Consider the following 17,429-nt stretch of genomic DNA (forward strand, 5'->3'; position numbering starts at 1 on the left):
GGCGTGAACAACTGCGACGACAAGTGCCCCGGTTCGCAGGCTGGCCAGACCATCGGTCCGGACGGCTGCCCGGTGCCGGTCTCGATCGACCTGAAGGGCGTGAACTTCGACTTCGACAAGGCCACGCTGCGTCCGGATTCGACCGCCATCCTCAACGAGGCCGTCGAGATCCTGAAGCGCAATCCGTCGCTGCGCGTCGAAGTCGCCGGTCACACCGACCAGTGCGGTAAGGACGCCTACAACCAGAAGCTGTCCGAGCGTCGCGCTCAGACCGTGTACGACTACCTGACCAGCAACGGCGTGGAAGCGTCGCGTCTGGGCGGTCCGAACGGCTACGGCGAAAGCCGTCCGCTGGAAGACAAGGGTCAGGCGTTCCCGGGCTGCAAGAGCGAGACCAACCGTCGCACCGAGCTGAACTCCCAGAACTAAGGGATGCCAGCCGGTTCTTCGGAACCCGCCGCAACACACGAAGCCCGGCCCAGTGCCGGGCTTCGTTTTTTCGCGCGCGGCGGCGGGGAATGTGATCGCAACGGCGAAACCGCGGCTTGCGCACGCATGCGCGGTTGTCCGATCCGCCCCCCGCGCCTACACTGCCCAGGTCGTGTCCGGACCCCGTCGGGACATCGCGACGGCCAGACCGGAGGAAGTTCGCCATGCATCGTGTCCTAGCTGCAGCGCCGCTGCTGTTCATCGCTACGATCGCCCAAGCCGAAGTCGGCAACTGCGGTTCGATCACCGCGCCCGCGCTGGCGGTGCAGCCGACCGTGATCGCGCCGATCGCGCCGGAACTGGTCGCCCCCAGCTATCAGCTCGGCTCGCCCACCGGCGTGCTCTCGCAGGCCCTGGACGAATCCCTGTCGGTGGACCGCGTGCTGCTGCGCATGCGCATCGAAGGCTGCAACCTGGCCAACGCCAAACCGGCCGCGGGCGGCATGCCGACCTCGAACGACCCGGCCGCGTACAAGCCCAAGACCCAGTTCGACAACACGCCCTGGCGCTTCGACATGAGCCAGGGCGGCAAGCGCATGACCGCCGACGAGTTCAGCGCCTGGATGAAGGCCAAGGGCGTGCGCGTGGCCAAGGGCGCCCCGGGCGCCGCCGCGCCCGCCCCGGCGCCGGCCCCCGTGGTCGAGGCGCCCAAGGACGAGAAGAAGGGCAAGAAGAAGTAAGCCCCGCGTCCGCGCGCGGTTCGCTCTCCCTCGCCGTCGAGGCCGCGCCACGCGCGCGGCCGTGCCCATGACCACCTCGCCCCGTCACGGCCTCGCCCGCGTGCTGTCCAAGCAAGGCCTGTGCTCGCGCAGCGAAGCCGCGCGCTGGATCGCCGCCGGCCGGGTCGCGGTCGACGGCCGCGTGGTGCGCGATCCCGAGTTCCCGATCGCCAGCGCCCCGCGCGCCCGCCCGCGCATCGCCGTGGACGGGCGCGATATCGATCAGGCCGCGCGCCTGTACCTGATGCTCAACAAACCGCGCGGCCTGGTCACCAGCGCCCGCGACGAGCGCGGCCGCGACACCGTCTACCGGTGTTTCGACGGCGCGCTATGGCAGGGCGCGCCCTTGCCCTGGCTGGCGCCGGTGGGGCGCCTGGATCAGGCCAGCGAAGGCCTGCTGCTGTTCTGCAACGACCCCGAATGGGCCGCGCGCATCACCGATCCCGAGCACGGGCCGGACAAGACCTATCACGTCCAGATCGACACGATTCCCGACGACGAGACGCTCGCGGCCCTGGTTGCCGGCGTGATCGAGGAGGGCGTGGCGCTGCGCGCCAAGTCCGCGCGTCTGCTGCGCAGCGGCGAGAAGAACGCCTGGTTGGAAATCGTGCTCGACGAAGGCCGCAACCGCCAGATCCGCCGTCTGCTGGCCGCGTTCGACATCGGCGTGTTGCGCCTGCTGCGGGTGGCGATCGGCGAGTTGGTGCTGGGCGAACTCGGCAAGGGCCAGTGGCGCATGCTCGGCGCATCCGAGATCGCGCAACTCTCGCGCTGATGCGCATTCGCGCCGGCCGAATCGCCGCGAAGACTTAACCGACGCGTCGCCTGCCCGAAAAAAACGTGCGCTGCTGCGGCATCGCTACGTGCGCGCGCGCCGCGATCGCGACATCGCCGAGCGCGCATGCGCGGGATTGTGGCGGAGCGCACCGTTTACCACCTTTGAGTTGCGATCAGCGCACCTAGACTCCCCCGGGACCGATACCTGGAATTGGGGAGTGAGCGACATGCGCAAGATCGTGATGGCTCTGCCGCTGCTGCTGTGCGCGAACTGGCTGGGCGCGCAGGAGCTGCCGTGCCGCGGCGCCGATGCTCCGGCCGCGCAGGCCGAAGTTGCGTTGCTGCTGGAAACGGCCGCGGCCTCGCCCAAGCTCGCGCGCCGCTCGAGCGCGCACGCCGACGGCCCGCTCGCGCAGGCTTTCGGCCGGGTCGAACCGCTGTCGCCCTCGCTCGCGCCTTCGCCGTTGGGCGCCTGCACGCAGCTGAGCGCGCGCCGCGACAAGCGCAAGCGCGGCGGCAGCGCCGCCGCCGCCGCACCGACGGCTTACAAGCCCAAGACCCGCTACGACAACACGCCCTGGCGCTTCAACATGGAGCAGAACGGCAAGCGCATGACCGCCGACGAGTTCGACGCCTGGATGAAGGCCAAGGGCGTGCGCGTGGCCACGGGCGCGCCGGCGCCGGTGCGCAAGGAAGACAAGCGCCGCCGCATCGCGCGCGAGCGCTGATGGCGGCGCTCGCGTCGAGGACGCGCAGAAGGCGCCGCGTGCTCGAACACCGAGTGGCCGCGTTCGCTCGCCGTAGGCCAGGGCGGATGTGTCTACGCGTCGCGGCGACGCGGGTGGCCGAAGCATGCCCTGCGCGATCGCTATCCCTCGACTGGCGCGACTAGATCCGCGCCGCATCGGCGTGAGCACGATCCATTCGCGCATTCGCGGCGTCAGACACTGGTCGCGCGCCACGCGCTTCGGCTAGGCTGCCGTCGCCGCCCCGGTCGCGCCTCCGCGCCGCCGCGCCGGCCGCGTCCATGACGGGCGCGCTATCCGCACAAGGAGGTGGCCGCCGGCCCGGATCGCCCGATCCGCAATCAGACCGGCATCGACGACTCATGCAGCACCCGGCCCGCCCGTTGCGGCGCCGGCGTCTTACCGCGCGCACGATTGCGCGCTTCCCCCAATCTCATGGAGAGCATTCATGCGTCATACCCCCAAGTCCGCCCTGCAAGCCCTGCTGATGCTGCTGATGTTGGCGTTGGCTCCGCTGGTCTCGGCCGATCCGGTCGTCGCCAACCAGAAGCTGCAATTGGCCAAGCTGAACTTCGCCCAGGTCCAACTGCAGCACCAGATCGGCCAGATGCATGCCAGCGCCGGCCGCATCAACGAGGCCCGCGCGGCCTTCGCCGCGGCCAACGTCAATGGCCAGATGCTGACCGTGTCGCTGCTGCAACTGAAGCAGGAAAACCAGCTGACCTACAACAACGGTCAGTACGTCAACGGCCCGGCCCAGCAGCGTGCGGTGATGCAGACCGAGCTGGCCAGCATCAACTCGCAGCAGTTGAGCATCGATTTCGCCGTGCTGCAGCAGCAGCCGACCTCGCAGGTCTATCTGTCGCGCGCGCAAATCGATCTGCTGATGCTCACCCAGAGCATGTTGCGGGTCGAGCAGGAAATGATCGCGGCGCAGCAGTAAGCGCCCGATGCGACGGGCCGCCCTGGCGGCGGCCCGTCGTTACGCGTTTATGGCGTCGCCATGGCCGCTTCAGGCCGCGATCACGCCCAGCTCGCGGCCGATCTTCACGAACGCCGCGATCGCGCGGTCCAGATGCTCGCGGGTGTGCGCGGCCGACATCTGGGTGCGGATGCGCGCCTGGCCCTGCGGCACGACGGGGAAGAAGAAGCCGATCGCGTAGATGCCCTCTTCGAGCAGGCGCGCGGCGAACTTCTGCGCCAGCGGTGCGTCGTACAGCATCACCGGGGCGATCGGGTGCACGCCGGGCTTGATGTCGAAGCCGGCCTGGGTCATTCGCTCGCGGAAGTAAGCGGTGTTCTCGGCCAGGCGCTCGCGCAGCTCGCCGGCGGCCGACAGCATCTCGAAGGCCTTGATCCCGGCCGCGACCACGTGCGGCGGCAGCGAATTGGAGAACAGGTAGGGGCGCGAGCGCTGGCGCAGCAGTTCGATCACTTCCTTGCGCGCGGTGGTGAAGCCGCCGAGCGCGCCGCCCATGGCCTTGCCCAGGGTGCCGGTGTAGATATCGATGCCGTCCATCGCGCCCTTGACCTCGGCCGAACCGCGGCCGCTGGCGCCGAGGAAGCCGGTGGCATGGCATTCGTCGATGTGAACCAGGGCGTTGTACTTGCGCGCCAGGGCGACGATCTCGTCCAGCGGCGCGATGAAGCCGTCCATCGAGAACACGCCGTCGCTGGTAATCAGCTTGGTCTTGCAGCCGGCCGCGTCGGCCGCCTGCAGCTGCTTCTCCAGGTCGGCCATGTCGCAATTGGCGTAGCGGAAGCGCTTGGCCTTGCACAGGCGCACGCCGTCGATGATCGAGGCGTGGTTGAGCGCGTCGGAGATGATCGCGTCGTGCTCGTCCAGCAGCGGCTCGAACAGGCCGCCGTTGGCGTCGAAGCAGGCCGCGTACAGGATCGTGTCTTCGGTGCCGAAGAAGTCCGCGATGGTCTTCTCGAGCTGCTTGTGCAGGTCCTGGGTGCCGCAGATGAAACGCACCGAAGCCATGCCGAAGCCGTGGGTATCCAGCGCGTCCTTGGCCGCCTGGATCACGTCGGGATGGTCGGCCAGGCCCAGGTAGTTGTTGGCGCAGAAGTTCAGCACCGTGCGGCCGTCGGCGAGTGTGATCTCGGCCGACTGCGGGCTGGTGATCACGCGCTCGGACTTGAACAGCCCGGCGGCGCGGATTTCGTCGAGGGTGTCGGCGTAACGCTGGGTCAGGGACATAGAGGCCGGGATTCGAGATTGGGGATTAGGGATGGGTAAAGCGAAGCGGGAGGGTTCGGCGAAGTTCGCTTTTGCGAATCTCCAATCCCGAATCCCAAATCCCGGCCTGCATCAGTTCCAGCTCAACACGACCTTGCCGGCCTTGCCGGCTTCCATCAGGTCGAAACCCTTTTGGAAATCGTCGATCGGCAACTGGTGGGTGAGCACCTTGCCGAGCGGGAAACCGCCCAGCACCAGCTGGGTCATCTTGTACCAGGTCTCGTACATCTTGCGGCCGTACATACCGTGCAAGGTCAAGCCCTTGAAGATGATCTTGTCCCAGTCCGCGCCCGCGCCCTTGGGCATGATGCCGAGCATGGCGATCTTGCCGCCGTGGTACATGCAGTCGAGCATGTCGTTGAAGGCGCGTGGGTTGCCGCTCATTTCCAGGCCGACGTCGAAGCCTTCCATGTGCAGGTCGGCCATCACGTCCTTCAGCGACTGATTGGCGACGTTGACCACGCGGGTGGCGCCCATGTCGGCGGCCAGCTTGAGGCGGAAATCGTTGACGTCGGTGACCACCACGTTGCGCGCGCCGATGTGCTTGCAGATGCCGGCGGCGATGATGCCGATCGGGCCCGCGCCGGTGATCAGCACGTCCTCGCCGACCACGTCGAATTCCAGCGCGCAGTGCGCGGCGTTGCCGTAGGGGTCGAAGAAGGCGGCCAGCTCGCTCGGGATCTGGTCCGGGATCGGCCACAGATTGCTGGCCGGCATCACGATGTACTCGGCGAACGCGCCGTTGCGGTTCACGCCGATGCCGACTGTGTTCGGGCACAGGTGCTGGCGTCCGCCGCGGCAGTTGCGGCAGTGGCCGCAGACGATGTGGCCTTCGGCCGAGACGCGCTGACCGATCGTGTAGCCGGACACGCCGGCGCCCAGCTCGACCACGCGGCCGACGAACTCGTGGCCGATCACCAGGCCGGGCTGGATGGTGCGCTGGCTCCACTCGTCCCACAGATAGATGTGCAGGTCGGTGCCGCAGATCGCGGTCTTCTCGAGCTTGATCAGGACCTCGTTCGGGCCCGGCGCGGGCACCGGCACCTGTTCCATCCAGATGCCCTTGCCGGCTTCGCGCTTGACCAATGCCTTCATCGTTTGCGTCATGGGGTGCTTGCCTTCGAGTGCCGCGCGGAGGCGCGGAAAGAGGCCGAAATTATACGCCCCGGACCCGCGCCGGGGCCCGCCCGGGTTTGCCCGGTCCGGTCCGCATCGCCTATCGTCGCCGCTTCCCTGCGATCCGGATCGACCATGCGCCCCCGTCTGTTAGCCCTGTCCCTGGCCCTGTGCGCCGCACCCGCCCACTCCGACGAAGGCATGTGGATGCCCTCGCAACTGCCGGAGATCGCCGGACAACTGCGCGCGGCCGGCTTCCAGGGCCAGCCGGGCGACCTGGCCGAACTGGCCAAGCCGCCGATGAACGCCGTGGTCAAGGTGGGCGGCGCCACCGGCGCCTTCGTCTCCGCCGACGGCCTGGTGCTGACTAACCACCACGTCGCCTTCGGCGTGATCCAGTACAACGCCAAGCCCGAGCGCGACCTGATCGGCCAGGGCTACATCGCCGCCGACCGCGCCGCCGAGTTGCCGGCCAATCCCGACTACCGCGTGCTGGTCACCACCGGCTTCGACAAGATCACCGACCGCATCCTCGCCGACGCGCGCGGCAAGCGCGGCCGCGCCTACTACGATGCGGTCGACGCCGCGACCAAGGCCGCGGTGGCCGACTGCGAACGCGAGCCGGGCGTGCGCTGCAGCGTCGCCAACATGTACTACGGCACCGACTTCTACCTGATCCGCCAGCTTGAGCTGCGCGACATCCGTCTGGTCTACGCGCCGCCCAACAGCATCGGCAACTATGGCGACGAGATCGACAACTTCGTGTGGCCGCGCCACAGCGGCGACTTCACCCTGCTGCGCGCCTACGTCGGCCGCGACGGCAAGCCGGCCGACTACTCGCCCGACAATGTGCCCTACCAGCCGCCGGGCCATCTGCAGGTGTCCACCGATCCGGTGCGCGAAGGCGATTACGCGATGCTGGCCGGCTATCCGGGCGTGACCTTCCGCCATCGCATGGCCTCCGAGTTCAAGCAACAGATCGAATGGCAGCTGCCCTCGCGGGTGGCGCTGTTCGATCGCTTGATCGGCGTGGTCGAGCGTGCGACCGCGAACGATCCCGCCGCCAAGGTGCTGTACGCGGCCCAGGTCGCCAGCGCCAAGAACACCCTCAAGCGCGCCCAGGGCGAACTCGACGGCCTGCGCCGCAGCGACGCGGTGCGCGTGCGCGCGCAGGACGAAGCCGCGATGCTGGCCTGGCTGGGCCAGCAGCGCGATGCCAAGGCGATCCGCGCCGACATCGACGCCGCGCAGAAGGTGCTGGATGCGGCCGCCAAGACCGCCGAGCGCGACCAGCTGCTGACCGCGATCCGCAGCCAGAGCCAGCTGCTGCGCGCCGCGATCACCTTGCAGCGACTGGCGGCCGAGCGCGCCAAGCCCGACGCGCAGCGCGAGTCCGGCTATCAGCAGCGCGACGAAACCCTGATCGCCGGCCAGCTCAAGCAGGTCCAGCGCCGTTACGCGCCGAGCGTCGAAAAGCAACTGCTGCGCGACCTGCTGATCCAGTACCAAGGCCTGCCCAAGGACCAGCGCGTCGCCGAGTTCGATGCGGTGTTCGCGGGTGGCGATGCGGACGGACTGCAAGCCGCGCTCGACACCTTGTACGCCGGCAGCAAACTCGGCGACGAAGCCGAACGCCTGCGCCTGATGAACGCACCGGCCGCCGAATTGCAGGCCTCAGACGACAGCCTGCTCAAGGCCGCCGCCGCGCTGATGCCGGCGCTGCTGCGCCTGGAACAGGACAGCAAGAGCCGCGAAGGCGAACTGCTGCGCCTGCGTCCCGCCTACATGCGCGCGCTGATCGGCTACCGCAAATCGCAGGGCCGCGCGGTCTATCCGGACGCCAACTCCACCTTGCGCGTGAGCTACGGCAAGGTCAGCGCGATGGACCCGCGCGACGGCGTGCGTTATCGCCCGCTGACCACCGTCCAAGGCATCCTCGAGAAGCACACCGGCGCGGAGCCGTTCGACGCACCGCAGACCTTGCGCGCAGCGATCGCCAAGGGCGATTTCGGCAGCACGGCCGACCCCGAACTCAAGACCCAGACCGTCGATTTCCTGACCAACCTGGACACCACCGGCGGCAATTCCGGCTCGCCGGTGTTGGATGCGCATGGCAAGTTGATCGGCCTGAACTTCGACAGCAACTGGGAAGCGGTGAGCGCCAGCTGGATGTTCGATCCGCGCTACAAGCGCGCGATCCACGTCGACATGCGCTACCTGCGCTGGCTGCTGGCCAAGGTCTATCCGGCCCCGCACCTGCTCAAGGAAATGCAGTTGCCGGCCGAATAAGCCGCATCGGCAAAACCTGAACAGCCCGGGCAGGACTTTCGTCATGCCCGGGCCCACCCCCGGCGGGCTAGACTCGCCGGTCGATTAGCGCAAGGAGTGTTGCATGCGATATACGGCGTTGGCTGCGGCCATGGCGATGACGGGAACGTTCGCGGTCGGGGCTGGCCTCGCGCACGCGGGCGAGGGCATGTGGGTGCCGCAGCAGCTGCCGGAGATCGCCGGCCCGCTGAAGAAGGCCGGGCTGAAGTTGAACGCCAAGCAGCTGGCCGACCTCACCGGCGACCCGATGGGCGCGGTGGTCTCGCTGGGCGGCTGCACCGCCAGCTTCGTGTCGCCGCAGGGCCTGGTGGTGACCAACCACCACTGCGCTTACGGCGCGATCCAGCTCAACTCCACGCCAGAGAAGAACCTGATGCGCGACGGCTTCAATGCCGCCACGCCGGGCCAGGAAGTCTCCGCCGGCCCGAACGCGCGCATCTACGCGCTGGACTCGATCCAGGACGTGACCAAGCAGGTCAAGGACGCGATCGCCGCCGCCCCGGACGCGATCGGCCGCACCCGCGCGCTGGAAAGCGTGGAGAAAAGCCTGGTCGCCGCCTGCGAGGCCGACGCCGGTTTCCGCTGCCGCCTCTACAGCTTCTCCGGCGGCAACGTCTATCGTTTGTTCCGCAATCTCGAGATCAAGGACGTGCGCCTGGTCTACGCGCCGCCCGGCAGCGTCGGCAACTACGGCGGCGAAGTCGACAACTGGATGTGGCCGCGCCACACCGGCGACTTCTCGTTCTACCGCGCCTACGTCGGCAAGGACGGCAAGCCCGCCGCCTATGCCGCCGACAACGTGCCCTACCAGCCCAAGCATTGGCTGAAGATCGCGACCCAGCCGCTGGGCGCGGGCGACTTCGTGATGGTCGCCGGCTACCCGGGTTCGACCAGCCGCTACGCCCTGGCCGAGGACTTCGACAACACCGCGCAGTGGACCTATCCCACCGTCGGCGGCCACTACAAGAAACTGGTCGCGATGGTCCAGGCCGAAGGCGCCAAGAACCCCGACATCGCGGTCAAGTACGCCAGCACCGTGCGCGGCTGGCAGAACGCGATGAAGAACTACGACGGCCAGCTCGACGGCTTCCAGCGCATCGGCGCCAGCGAGAAGAAGCACGCCGAGGACGCTGCGGTGCTGGAGTGGCTGCGCAAGCAGGGCGCCAAGGGCGAGCCGGCACTGGCCGCGCACGAAACCCTGGTGCAGATCGGCGACCAGGCCCGCGCCAATCGCGAACGCGACCTGGTGTTCAGCCAGTTCCGCAACACCGGCGCGATCGGCGCCGCGCTGCAGCTCTATCGTCTGTCGATCGAACGCGCCAAGCCCGATCCCGAGCGCGAGCAGGGCTATCAGCAGCGCGATCTGCCGTCGTTCGAAGGCGCGATGAAGCAGATGGAGCGCCGCTACGATCCCAAGATGGACCGCCAGCTGCAGGCCTACTGGCTGGCCGAGTACCTCAAGCTGCCCGCCGCGCAGCGCATTCCCGCGCTCGACAAGTGGCTGGGCGGCAACGACGACAAGGCGGTCAAGCGCGCGCTCGACAAGCTGGCCAAGACCAAGCTGGGCGGCACCGAGCAGCGCATGAGCCTGATGCAGGCCGACCGCGCCGCGTTCGACAAGAGCAAGGACCCGGCGATCCAGCTGGCGGTGGCGATCATGCCGACCGTGCTCAAGCTGGAGGAAGAGGGCAAGACCCGCGCCGGCGACACCCTGGTCGCGCGTCCGATCTACCTGCAGGCGGTCGCCGACTACAAGAAGAGCAAAGGCCAGTTCGTGTACCCGGACGCGAACTCCTCGCTGCGCATCACCTTCGGCAACGTGATGGGCTACACCAAGACCGACGGCAGCAAGCAGGTGCCGTTCACCAAGTTGGAGGAGGTTGCGGCCAAGGCCACCGGCACCGATCCCTTCGACGCGCCCAAGAGTTTGCTCGACGCGATCGCGGCCAAGCGTTACGGCGGCCTGACCGACAAGCGCCTGGGCACGGTGCCGGTGAACTTCCTGTCCAACCTCGACATCACCGGCGGCAACTCCGGTTCGCCGGTGCTGGACGGCAGCGGCAAGCTGGTCGGCCTGGCCTTCGACGGCAACTGGGAATCGGTGAGCTCGAACTGGGTGTTCGACCCGACCATGACCCGCATGATCGCGGTCGATCAGCGCTACATGCGCTGGATCATGCAAGAAGTTTATCCGGCGCCGCAGTTGCTGAAGGAACTCAACGTCGCGCCGAAGTAGTCGGCTGCAATTGATTCGCACCAGGGGCCGGGCATTGCCCGGCCTTTTTTATTGTCCTTCGCGAAACAGGTGAACGATGAATCGAGCGCTATCGGCGGCGTTCCTGGCCACGGCGATGACCGGATGCGCGAATATGCCGTCGGGCAACATCGATTTCGAGACGGCATAGGCGCGGCTGTACGTGGCCGGCGCGGACGGCAAACCGATTGCGCCATTCGCCGGCGAGCTCGTCGATGTCGACGGCATAGGCTTGGGACGCGAGGCGATCCGGCTGCTGCCTGGGAACCACCTCATCCGTCGCCAATGCCCGAACTTGCCGGAAGGCGTGGTGATCAGTCACCAGGTCTCGTACATCGAACATCGCTTCGAAGCCGGAAAACGCTATCTGCTGCTGTGCAACGATGACACCGGCTTGTCGATCGTGCCGTACCCGCATTGACAGCGGCCGATCGCGCATCGGGTGGCGGAGTCGCGAATGGGCCCGCCGCGGAGCGGAAACGAAAAGGCCGGGCATCGCCCGGCCTCCTTTCATCGCAACGGTTGGGCCTCAATCGCCCGGGCAGAACGCATGCCCCGAGCTATACCGCGAAGTCAGCACGCCGGACTGGTAGTAGGTGCCGTCGCAGTCCATCGAGGACTCGCCGACCACCTGGCCGTTGGCGTCGAAATAGACGTAGAACTCGCCGATCTCGTCGGCGATCGGCGGGCGGGCGAGGGCGGCGGTGGCGTAGACGGCCAGGGCGAGGCCCAGACCGATGACGAGGCGCTTACGCATGGGTGTTTCTCCTTGGATGCGGCGCGGACGACGCGGTTGCGCGACGGGGCGCCGGTAGGGCGGTGGTGGGCTGGGCGCAGGCGCGTCGTGGCGCGTGCGCGGTGGCGGGTCGGCGGATCGGCTTAGCGCGGATCCGGGTCGCAGATGAAGTAGCCGTCGGCGTAGTTCTTGGTGAACTTGCCCCAGGAGGCATGGCTGCCATCGCAGTTGATGGCCTGGTAGCCGACCACCGCGCCATTGGCGTCGTAGTAGTAATAGAACTGGCCGGGGCCGGTCGGCCCGACCGCGGCGATCGCCGCGCCCATGGTCGCCGCGGCCAGCAAGCCGAGGGTCCAGGCGGTCTTCTTTCGCATCTTCCACTCCCTGTCGTCGAATGCGCCGGCGTCGTTGCCGGCGCTGCGACCGTAGGCAGAAAATTGTTTGCGCGCAGTGAGGCCGAAACTAAGATTTCGTGACTTTGTGACCGCGGTCCGCATGAGTATCGCGAATTGATTAGCCAGGCACATCGGCAGGGTGACGCCGGTGCGGCGCTTGCAACCGCGCCCGGCTTTGCTACTCTGCGCCTTCAGTCGCGGATTCCCATGCCAGCCGGCCCCGTCTCCCGACCCGTGTCAGATGCCGCTTTACCGCGGCCGCGTCGCCCAAGGTCCGTGCCTCTCAGGACCCGCTGGTAGCCGCATCCTGTTCCCGCAGTGCCGGCTCATAGGCTTTCCGCGCTCCCATCCCACGAATGGAGCTTGCGATGAAAGTACTGGCCTGCGATGGCATCCACGAAGACGGTTTGGCCCTGTTCCGCGAGGCGGGCTGGGACGTCGTCGTCGCCCCCGCCCCGATCAAAGATCCCGACGTGCTGGCCCTGGCGCTGGCCGATGTCGACGCCGTGCTGGTGCGTTCGGCCACCGCGGTGCCGGCCCAGGCCCTGCGCGAGGCCAAGCAGCTGCGCGTGATCGGCCGCGCCGGCGCCGGCGTGGACACCATCGACGTCGACGCCGCCACCGCGCGCGGTATCGCGGTGATGAACGCGCCCGACGGCAACACCCTGGCCGCGGCCGAGCACGCGATCTCGCTGCTGTTCGCCCTGGCCCGCCACATTCCGCGCGCCGACGCCGGCATGAAGGCCGGCGAGTGGCCCAAGGCCGGCCTGACCGGCTTCGAGCTGGAAGGCAAGAAGCTGGGCGTGATCGGCCTGGGCCGGATCGGCGGCACGGTCGCGCGCAAGGCCCAGGGCATCGGCATGGAAGTGGCCGCCTACGATCCCTTCCTGCCCGCGTCCGCCGCCGGCAAGGGCAGCGTGCCGCTCAAGACCCTGGACGAGCTGCTGGCCTGGGCCGACGTGGTCACCCTGCATATCCCGCGCACCAAGGAAACCACCAACCTGCTGTCGGAAGCGCGCATGCGCGCGATGAAGAAGGGCGCCTACCTGATCAACGCCGCGCGCGGCGGGCTGGTCGACGAGGCCGCGCTGCTGACCCTGCTGGATGAGGGCCACATCGCCGGCGCCGCGCTCGACACCTTCGCCACCGAGCCGCTGCAGGCCGACTCGCCGCTGCGCGCGAACGCCAAGCTGATCCTGACCCCGCACCTGGGCGCGTCCACCAGCGAAGCGCAGCAAGCGGTGAGCACGATCCTGGCCCGCCAGATCATCGACTTCGTCGCCACCGGCGCGGTCGCCGGCTGCGTCAACCTGCCGCCGCTGACCGCCGAGGCCGCGCGCGAGGTCGGGCCGTGGATGCCGCTGATGTCCTCGCTAGGCCGCCTGGCCGCGCGCCTGGTGCCGGCGCCGACGCGTCTGGAGATCACCTACGCCGGCCGCACCGATGCGCTCGACACGCGGCCGCTGTCGCGCCTGCTGGTGGCGGCCTTGCTCGGCACCGCCTCCGGCCGCGTCACCCCGGTCAACGCCCTGCAGGAAGCCGCCGCGCGCGGCCTGACCGTGGCCGAAACCTTGGGCGGCGACGGCGACGGTTTCGACCGCCTGCTCAAGCTGCGCGTGGTCGGCGAAAACCGCACCCGCGAGATCGAGGCGACCCTGCACCGCGGCCCGCGCGTGGTGCGCCTGGACGGCGTCGAGATCGAGTTCGACCCGCAGGCGCACGTGCTGCTGCTGCGCAACGAGGACCGCCCCGGCATGATCGGCCTGGTCGGCAGCCAGCTCGGCGCCGCCGGCGTCAACATCGTGAACTTCGCGCTGGGCGCGGCCGGCGACGGCCAGGCGCGCGCCGCGATCACGGTCGACAAGCCGGTCACCGAGGAGCAGCTGGCCACGCTGCGCGCGACCCCCGGCATCCTCTCGCTGGCGCAGGTCTGACATGCGCATCCTGCTGGCACGTCACGGAGAAACCCCCTGGAACGCCGAAGGCCGTTACCAGGGCCAGGAAGACATTCCGCTGTCGCCGATCGGCGAGGCGCAGGCGATCGCCCTGGGCGAACGCCTGCGCGAGGTCGAGATCGCACGCGCGGTGGCCTCGCCGCTGGTGCGCGCGCGCCGCACCGCCGAGCTCGCGCTGGGCGAGGCACGCGCGGCCACGCTGCAGTTGGATCCCGGCCTGATGGAGATCGCCCACGGTACTTGGGAAGGCCTGCTCGCCAGCGAAATCCGCGAGCGCGACGGCGAACGCCTGCAAGCCTGGCGCGATGCCCCGCATGAGGTGTTGATGCCCGGCGGCGAATCGATCCAGCATGTGCTCGATCGCGCCTGGCCCGCGTTCGCGCGCGCGACCGAGGGCCTGGGCGAGCACGACACCCTGCTGGTGGTCGCCCACGATGCGGTCAATCGCGTGCTGCTGTGCAAGGTGCTCGGCATTCCCTTGGTCAAGCTGTGGACCTTCCGCCAGGCGCCGACCACGCTCAACCTGCTCGAAGGCAACGACGTCGATCATCTGGACGTGGTCCGGCTCAACGATTGCAGCCATCACACCCTGTTGTTCGGCGAAGCGGTGCACCGCGCGTTGTAAGCTCGGGCCCGATGCCGCGTCCGCTCGGGCGCGGCATCGTTCCGCATCCGGGCCGACATAGGGAGCGTCATGAAATCAGGATCGCTGTTGGTCGCCTTGTTGCCGCTGGCCATGACGGCCGCGGCGCAATCGCCGGCCGCATCATCGGTCTCGCAATCGCCAGGCGAGACCGGGACCATGCCGGACGATTGCCCGGCCTACGATCCGGCATCGGCGCCGTCGCGGCAGCCGCCGACCTATCCGCCGGCGATGGCGGAGCAGGGTCTGTCCGGCGTCGCGATGCTGGTGCTGGCGATCGATCGCTGCGGACGGATCGCGGAAGCCCGCGTGGAACGCAGTTCCGGCTATCCCGAGTTCGACCAGGCCGCGCTGGAGGCGGCGATGCGCTGGCGGATGACGCCCGCCTATCGCGACGGCGAGGCCGTGACCAGCCGCGTGCGCCGGCCGGTGCGCTTCGAACTGCTGGAAGACTTGCCCTAGTCGCGGGATGCTGCGATTCCCGGCGGGGTCGTCGGACCGGCCCGGCTACGGCGCCAGGCAACGCAGATTCGTCGGCGGGTTGCCGCATATCGCATGGTTCGGCTCAACCATGGCGGGCGCCACGCCCCGCAGTACGACCAAGCGGTGCGTCGTGTCTCGTAGGCACACCCGAGGCCGCATGCTTCAATTAGGCCTCGCCGCGAGCGTGCGGCCAGACTTCGTCCAGGGGGATTCATGCGGGCTTTGTTCGCGGCGCTGTGCATTGCAGGTTCGGCGCTCGCGCCGGGTTCGGTTTTGGCCGATGAGGGCGCGCCGGCGATACCGACGGACTGCCCGCCGCCATCGCAACGGCCGCGGCCGCCGGCTCAGCCCCGCCCCGATATCAAAGAGCCCAAGACCGTGGTGCTGGTGATCGCTCTGGACCGTTGCGGCCAGGCCGGCGAGATCGTGGTCGAGCAAGGTTCGGGCATCGCCGCCCTGGACGAGGCGGCCAGCGAGGCCGCCAGGAGTTGGCGATTCAATCCGTCCCCCGAGGGGCCGAGCCGGGTGCGGGTGCCGGTAGAGTTTTTGCCCAGACAGGAGTCGACCGTGCCCGGCGCTGCCGAGCCGTCGCTCGACAAGCTGCGTGCGCAATACCAGGCGATGCAGGTTGCGCGCGTGGCCGCGCGCGCCGATCGCACGGTCGAGGGATTCATCCCCGATCCGCAGCCGCTGGCGCACGAGACCATTGCCGCCAGCCTGGCGATGCTGGAGCGCGAAGCCAAACTGCAGCCCGATTCGCCGCCGGGCACGCGGGTGTACGTGCGCGCCGACGGGCTGGACATCACCCAGTGGACGCTGTTCGACGAGGGCTGGGCGTTCGTGCCGGCCTTGATCCGGCAGCGCTTGGTCAGCGATGGCGGCAACGCCTTCATGCTCAGCCGCGGCCTGTGCGAAGCCAAGCGCGCGGGCGAATGCGCGCGCTTCGAGGACTTCATGCGCAGCATGCCGCGTCAGGAAACCCGGCCGCCGCCGCCGCCGCTTCCGCCCGAGTCCTGAGCGTTCGGGGGCGGCGTTGCCGCGTGCGTCGCGGTGGGCCGCGGCCGCCGCCGCGATCCCCCCGAGGCGGGTTCTGGGCGACAATAGCGCCATGCAACGCACGCTCGCCGACTGGCTGTCCCATATCGAACGCATCCACCCCAAGTCCATCGACATGGGGCTGGAACGCATCCGCGCCGTGGCCGCGCGCCTGGGCTTGAAACGCCCGGCGCGCAAGGTGATCACGGTCGGCGGCACCAACGGCAAGGGCTCCACGGTGGCTTTCATCGAGGCGATCGCGCGCGCCGCCGGCAAGCGCGTCGGCGCCTACACCTCGCCGCACCTGCTGGCCTACAACGAGCGCGTGCGTATCGACGGCCGCGACGCCGACGACGCGGCGCTGATCGCGGCCTTCGAGGCGATCGAGGCCGCGCGCCTGGACGGCGACGAGATCGCGCTGACCTATTTCGAGTACGGCACCCTGGCCGCGTTGTGGCTGTTCGAGCGCGCCAAGCTCGACCTGGCCATCCTCGAGGTCGGCCTGGGCGGGCGCCTGGACGCGACCAACCTGGTCGATCCCGACGTGGCGGTGATCACCACCGTCGATCTGGACCACCAGGACTATCTGGGCGACGACCGCGAGAGCATCGGCTACGAGAAGGCCGGCATCGCGCGCGGTTGGAAGCCGCTGGTGCTGGGCGACGACGATCCGCCGTCCAGCGTGCTGCGCCACGCCTACGCGATCGGCGCCTCGGCCGTGCGCGCGAACTGCGATTTCTTCTTCGAACCGCTGCCGGCCCAGATCGACGCCGAGCCGCAATGGCGTTGGCGCGAAGTCGGCTACCGCGCCGATCTGCCGATGCCGCGGCTGTCGGCGCCGGCGCAGTTGCGCAACGCCGCGGTCGCGATCGCCGCGCTGCGCGCGCTGGGCGGCGCGCCGAGCAAGGCCCAGATCGCCGAGGGCGTAGCGCGTGCGCACGTGCCGGGCCGCCTGCAGCGGTTCGAGCGCGACGGCGTGGACGTGCTGGTGGATGTCGGCCACAACCCGCAGGCTGCGCGCGAGCTCGCGGCCTGGCTGGCGGCCGCACCCGCCGCGGGCCGCGTGCGCGCGGTGTTCGCCGCGCTCGCCGACAAGGACGCCGCCGGCGTGGTCGCGGCGCTGGCCGATCGCGTGGACGAATGGCATCTGGCCGGTCTGGCCGACAACGGCCCGCGCGGCCTCGACGTGGACGCGTTCGCGCAGCGTCTGCAAGGCGGCGCGGCGGGCGAGGGCGAGCGTCATCCGGACGTCGCCGCCGCATTGAGCGCCGCACTCGCGCGCGCCGAAAGCGGCGATCGCATCCTGGTGTTCGGCTCCTTCCACACCGCCGCCGCCGCGCTGGAATTTCTGAGCGCTCGCTGAGGTCGGCTGCGGCGGTGTAGCCGAGTCGGCTGGTGCGGTCTTCGCAGCCGCACATCGATGCTGTGCTGCGTCATGGCGGACGGTTCTTGCAGGCGAAATTCGCCGAAAATGGCTCAAATCACGTGCGAATTGCATAATTTCTGTG

The 17,429-nt window shown here is 68.9% G+C and carries 16 protein-coding genes and 1 pseudogene; 13 read left to right on the top strand and 4 right to left on the bottom strand.

The genetic code is table 11. The annotated features are described in order from the left end of the window. From ASD69_RS22555 to ASD69_RS00340, 5 genes are all read left to right on the top strand, one after another. The coding region (locus tag ASD69_RS22555) for an OmpA family protein (protein ID WP_235567120.1) at positions 1-429 on the top strand (429 nt) is incomplete at its 5' end. Positions 430-653: 224 nt separating this feature from the next. Next, the gene (locus tag ASD69_RS00325) at positions 654-1,169 is read left to right on the top strand and encodes a hypothetical protein (protein ID WP_056172443.1); all 516 of its coding nucleotides are present in this window, start codon (positions 654-656) and stop codon (positions 1,167-1,169) included. A gap of 67 nt (positions 1,170-1,236) precedes the next feature. Beyond that, positions 1,237-1,983, top strand: a complete 747-nt coding sequence (locus tag ASD69_RS00330) for a pseudouridine synthase (RefSeq protein ID WP_056172446.1) — start codon at positions 1,237-1,239, stop codon at positions 1,981-1,983. 220 nt (positions 1,984-2,203) lie between these two features. Next, positions 2,204-2,713 carry a hypothetical protein gene (locus tag ASD69_RS22560; RefSeq protein ID WP_235567121.1) on the top strand — a complete coding sequence of 170 codons (510 nt, stop codon included), beginning with the start codon at positions 2,204-2,206 and terminating at the stop codon, positions 2,711-2,713. A 466-nt stretch (positions 2,714-3,179) separates the two neighbouring features. Then, entirely contained in the window at positions 3,180-3,674 is a 495-nt protein-coding gene (locus tag ASD69_RS00340) for a hypothetical protein (protein ID WP_056172455.1), read from the top strand. Between the two features lie 69 nt (positions 3,675-3,743). On the opposite strand, the gene kbl is transcribed toward ASD69_RS00340, so the two are convergent. Further along, a complete protein-coding gene (gene kbl / locus ASD69_RS00345; protein ID WP_056172458.1) occupies positions 3,744-4,937 on the bottom strand; it encodes a glycine C-acetyltransferase in 1,194 nt (397 codons plus the stop codon). Positions 4,938-5,048: 111 nt separating this feature from the next. Further along, complete coding sequence (tdh, locus tag ASD69_RS00350) at positions 5,049-6,083, bottom strand: L-threonine 3-dehydrogenase (RefSeq protein WP_200943915.1); 1,035 nt, start codon at positions 6,081-6,083, stop codon at positions 5,049-5,051. A 144-nt stretch (positions 6,084-6,227) separates the two neighbouring features. On the opposite strand from tdh, the gene ASD69_RS00355 reads away from it, so the two are divergent. The 3 genes from ASD69_RS00355 to ASD69_RS00365 all read left to right on the top strand — a co-directional run bounded on the left by ASD69_RS00355 (position 6,228) and on the right by ASD69_RS00365 (position 11,095). Beyond that, positions 6,228-8,381: a S46 family peptidase gene (locus ASD69_RS00355; protein ID WP_056172461.1), complete on the top strand. Its 2,154-nt coding sequence runs from the start codon at positions 6,228-6,230 to the stop codon at positions 8,379-8,381. A gap of 103 nt (positions 8,382-8,484) precedes the next feature. Continuing rightward, a complete protein-coding gene (locus ASD69_RS00360) occupies positions 8,485-10,656 on the top strand; it encodes a S46 family peptidase (protein WP_056172463.1) in 2,172 nt (723 codons plus the stop codon). Positions 10,657-10,837: 181 nt separating this feature from the next. Next, positions 10,838-11,095, top strand: a complete 258-nt coding sequence (locus ASD69_RS00365; RefSeq protein WP_056172466.1) for a hypothetical protein — start codon at positions 10,838-10,840, stop codon at positions 11,093-11,095. Between the two features lie 108 nt (positions 11,096-11,203). On the opposite strand, the gene ASD69_RS00370 is transcribed toward ASD69_RS00365, so the two are convergent. After that, on the bottom strand, positions 11,204-11,431 hold the full coding sequence (locus ASD69_RS00370) for a DUF6289 family protein (RefSeq protein ID WP_056172470.1): 228 nt from the start codon (positions 11,429-11,431) through the stop codon (positions 11,204-11,206). Positions 11,432-11,553: 122 nt separating this feature from the next. Beyond that, positions 11,554-11,784, bottom strand: a complete 231-nt coding sequence (locus ASD69_RS00375; protein WP_056172473.1) for a DUF6289 family protein — start codon at positions 11,782-11,784, stop codon at positions 11,554-11,556. Between the two features lie 389 nt (positions 11,785-12,173). On the opposite strand from ASD69_RS00375, the gene serA reads away from it, so the two are divergent. The 5 genes and pseudogenes from serA (at position 12,174) to folC (ending at position 17,284) form a co-directional block, all read left to right on the top strand. Further along, positions 12,174-13,739, top strand: coding sequence for a phosphoglycerate dehydrogenase (gene serA / locus ASD69_RS00380; protein WP_056172477.1), 1,566 nt, complete (start codon positions 12,174-12,176; stop codon positions 13,737-13,739). Between the two features lies 1 nt (position 13,740). Next, entirely contained in the window at positions 13,741-14,385 is a 645-nt protein-coding gene (locus ASD69_RS00385; protein WP_056172479.1) for a histidine phosphatase family protein, read from the top strand. 177 nt (positions 14,386-14,562) lie between these two features. Then, positions 14,563-14,847 (top strand): annotated as a pseudogene (locus tag ASD69_RS22860) (energy transducer TonB); the annotation flags it as partial. A 252-nt stretch (positions 14,848-15,099) separates the two neighbouring features. Then, on the top strand, positions 15,100-15,903 hold the full coding sequence (locus ASD69_RS00395; RefSeq protein WP_082576186.1) for a TonB family protein: 804 nt from the start codon (positions 15,100-15,102) through the stop codon (positions 15,901-15,903). Positions 15,904-15,994: 91 nt separating this feature from the next. Then, positions 15,995-17,284, top strand: coding sequence for a bifunctional tetrahydrofolate synthase/dihydrofolate synthase (gene folC / locus ASD69_RS00400; protein WP_056172488.1), 1,290 nt, complete (start codon positions 15,995-15,997; stop codon positions 17,282-17,284). Positions 17,285-17,429 lie beyond the last annotated feature (145 nt).

The organism is Lysobacter sp. Root604, from assembly GCF_001427505.1.
Classification (GTDB): Bacteria; Pseudomonadota; Gammaproteobacteria; order Xanthomonadales; family Xanthomonadaceae; genus Lysobacter.

Coding starts and splice junctions, on each gene's coding strand:
- ASD69_RS00325 (WP_056172443.1), top strand. CDS start 654: ATGCATCGTGTCCTAGCTGCAGCGCCGCTGCTGTTCATCGCTACGATC.
- ASD69_RS00330 (WP_056172446.1), top strand. CDS start 1,237: ATGACCACCTCGCCCCGTCACGGCCTCGCCCGCGTGCTGTCCAAGCAA.
- ASD69_RS00340 (WP_056172455.1), top strand. CDS start 3,180: ATGCGTCATACCCCCAAGTCCGCCCTGCAAGCCCTGCTGATGCTGCTG.
- kbl (WP_056172458.1), bottom strand. CDS start 4,937: ATGTCCCTGACCCAGCGTTACGCCGACACCCTCGACGAAATCCGCGCC.
- tdh (WP_200943915.1), bottom strand. CDS start 6,083: ATGACGCAAACGATGAAGGCATTGGTCAAGCGCGAAGCCGGCAAGGGC.
- ASD69_RS00355 (WP_056172461.1), top strand. CDS start 6,228: ATGCGCCCCCGTCTGTTAGCCCTGTCCCTGGCCCTGTGCGCCGCACCC.
- ASD69_RS00360 (WP_056172463.1), top strand. CDS start 8,485: ATGCGATATACGGCGTTGGCTGCGGCCATGGCGATGACGGGAACGTTC.
- ASD69_RS00370 (WP_056172470.1), bottom strand. CDS start 11,431: ATGCGTAAGCGCCTCGTCATCGGTCTGGGCCTCGCCCTGGCCGTCTAC.
- ASD69_RS00375 (WP_056172473.1), bottom strand. CDS start 11,784: ATGCGAAAGAAGACCGCCTGGACCCTCGGCTTGCTGGCCGCGGCGACC.
- serA (WP_056172477.1), top strand. CDS start 12,174: ATGAAAGTACTGGCCTGCGATGGCATCCACGAAGACGGTTTGGCCCTG.
- ASD69_RS00385 (WP_056172479.1), top strand. CDS start 13,741: ATGCGCATCCTGCTGGCACGTCACGGAGAAACCCCCTGGAACGCCGAA.
- ASD69_RS00395 (WP_082576186.1), top strand. CDS start 15,100: ATGCGGGCTTTGTTCGCGGCGCTGTGCATTGCAGGTTCGGCGCTCGCG.
- folC (WP_056172488.1), top strand. CDS start 15,995: ATGCAACGCACGCTCGCCGACTGGCTGTCCCATATCGAACGCATCCAC.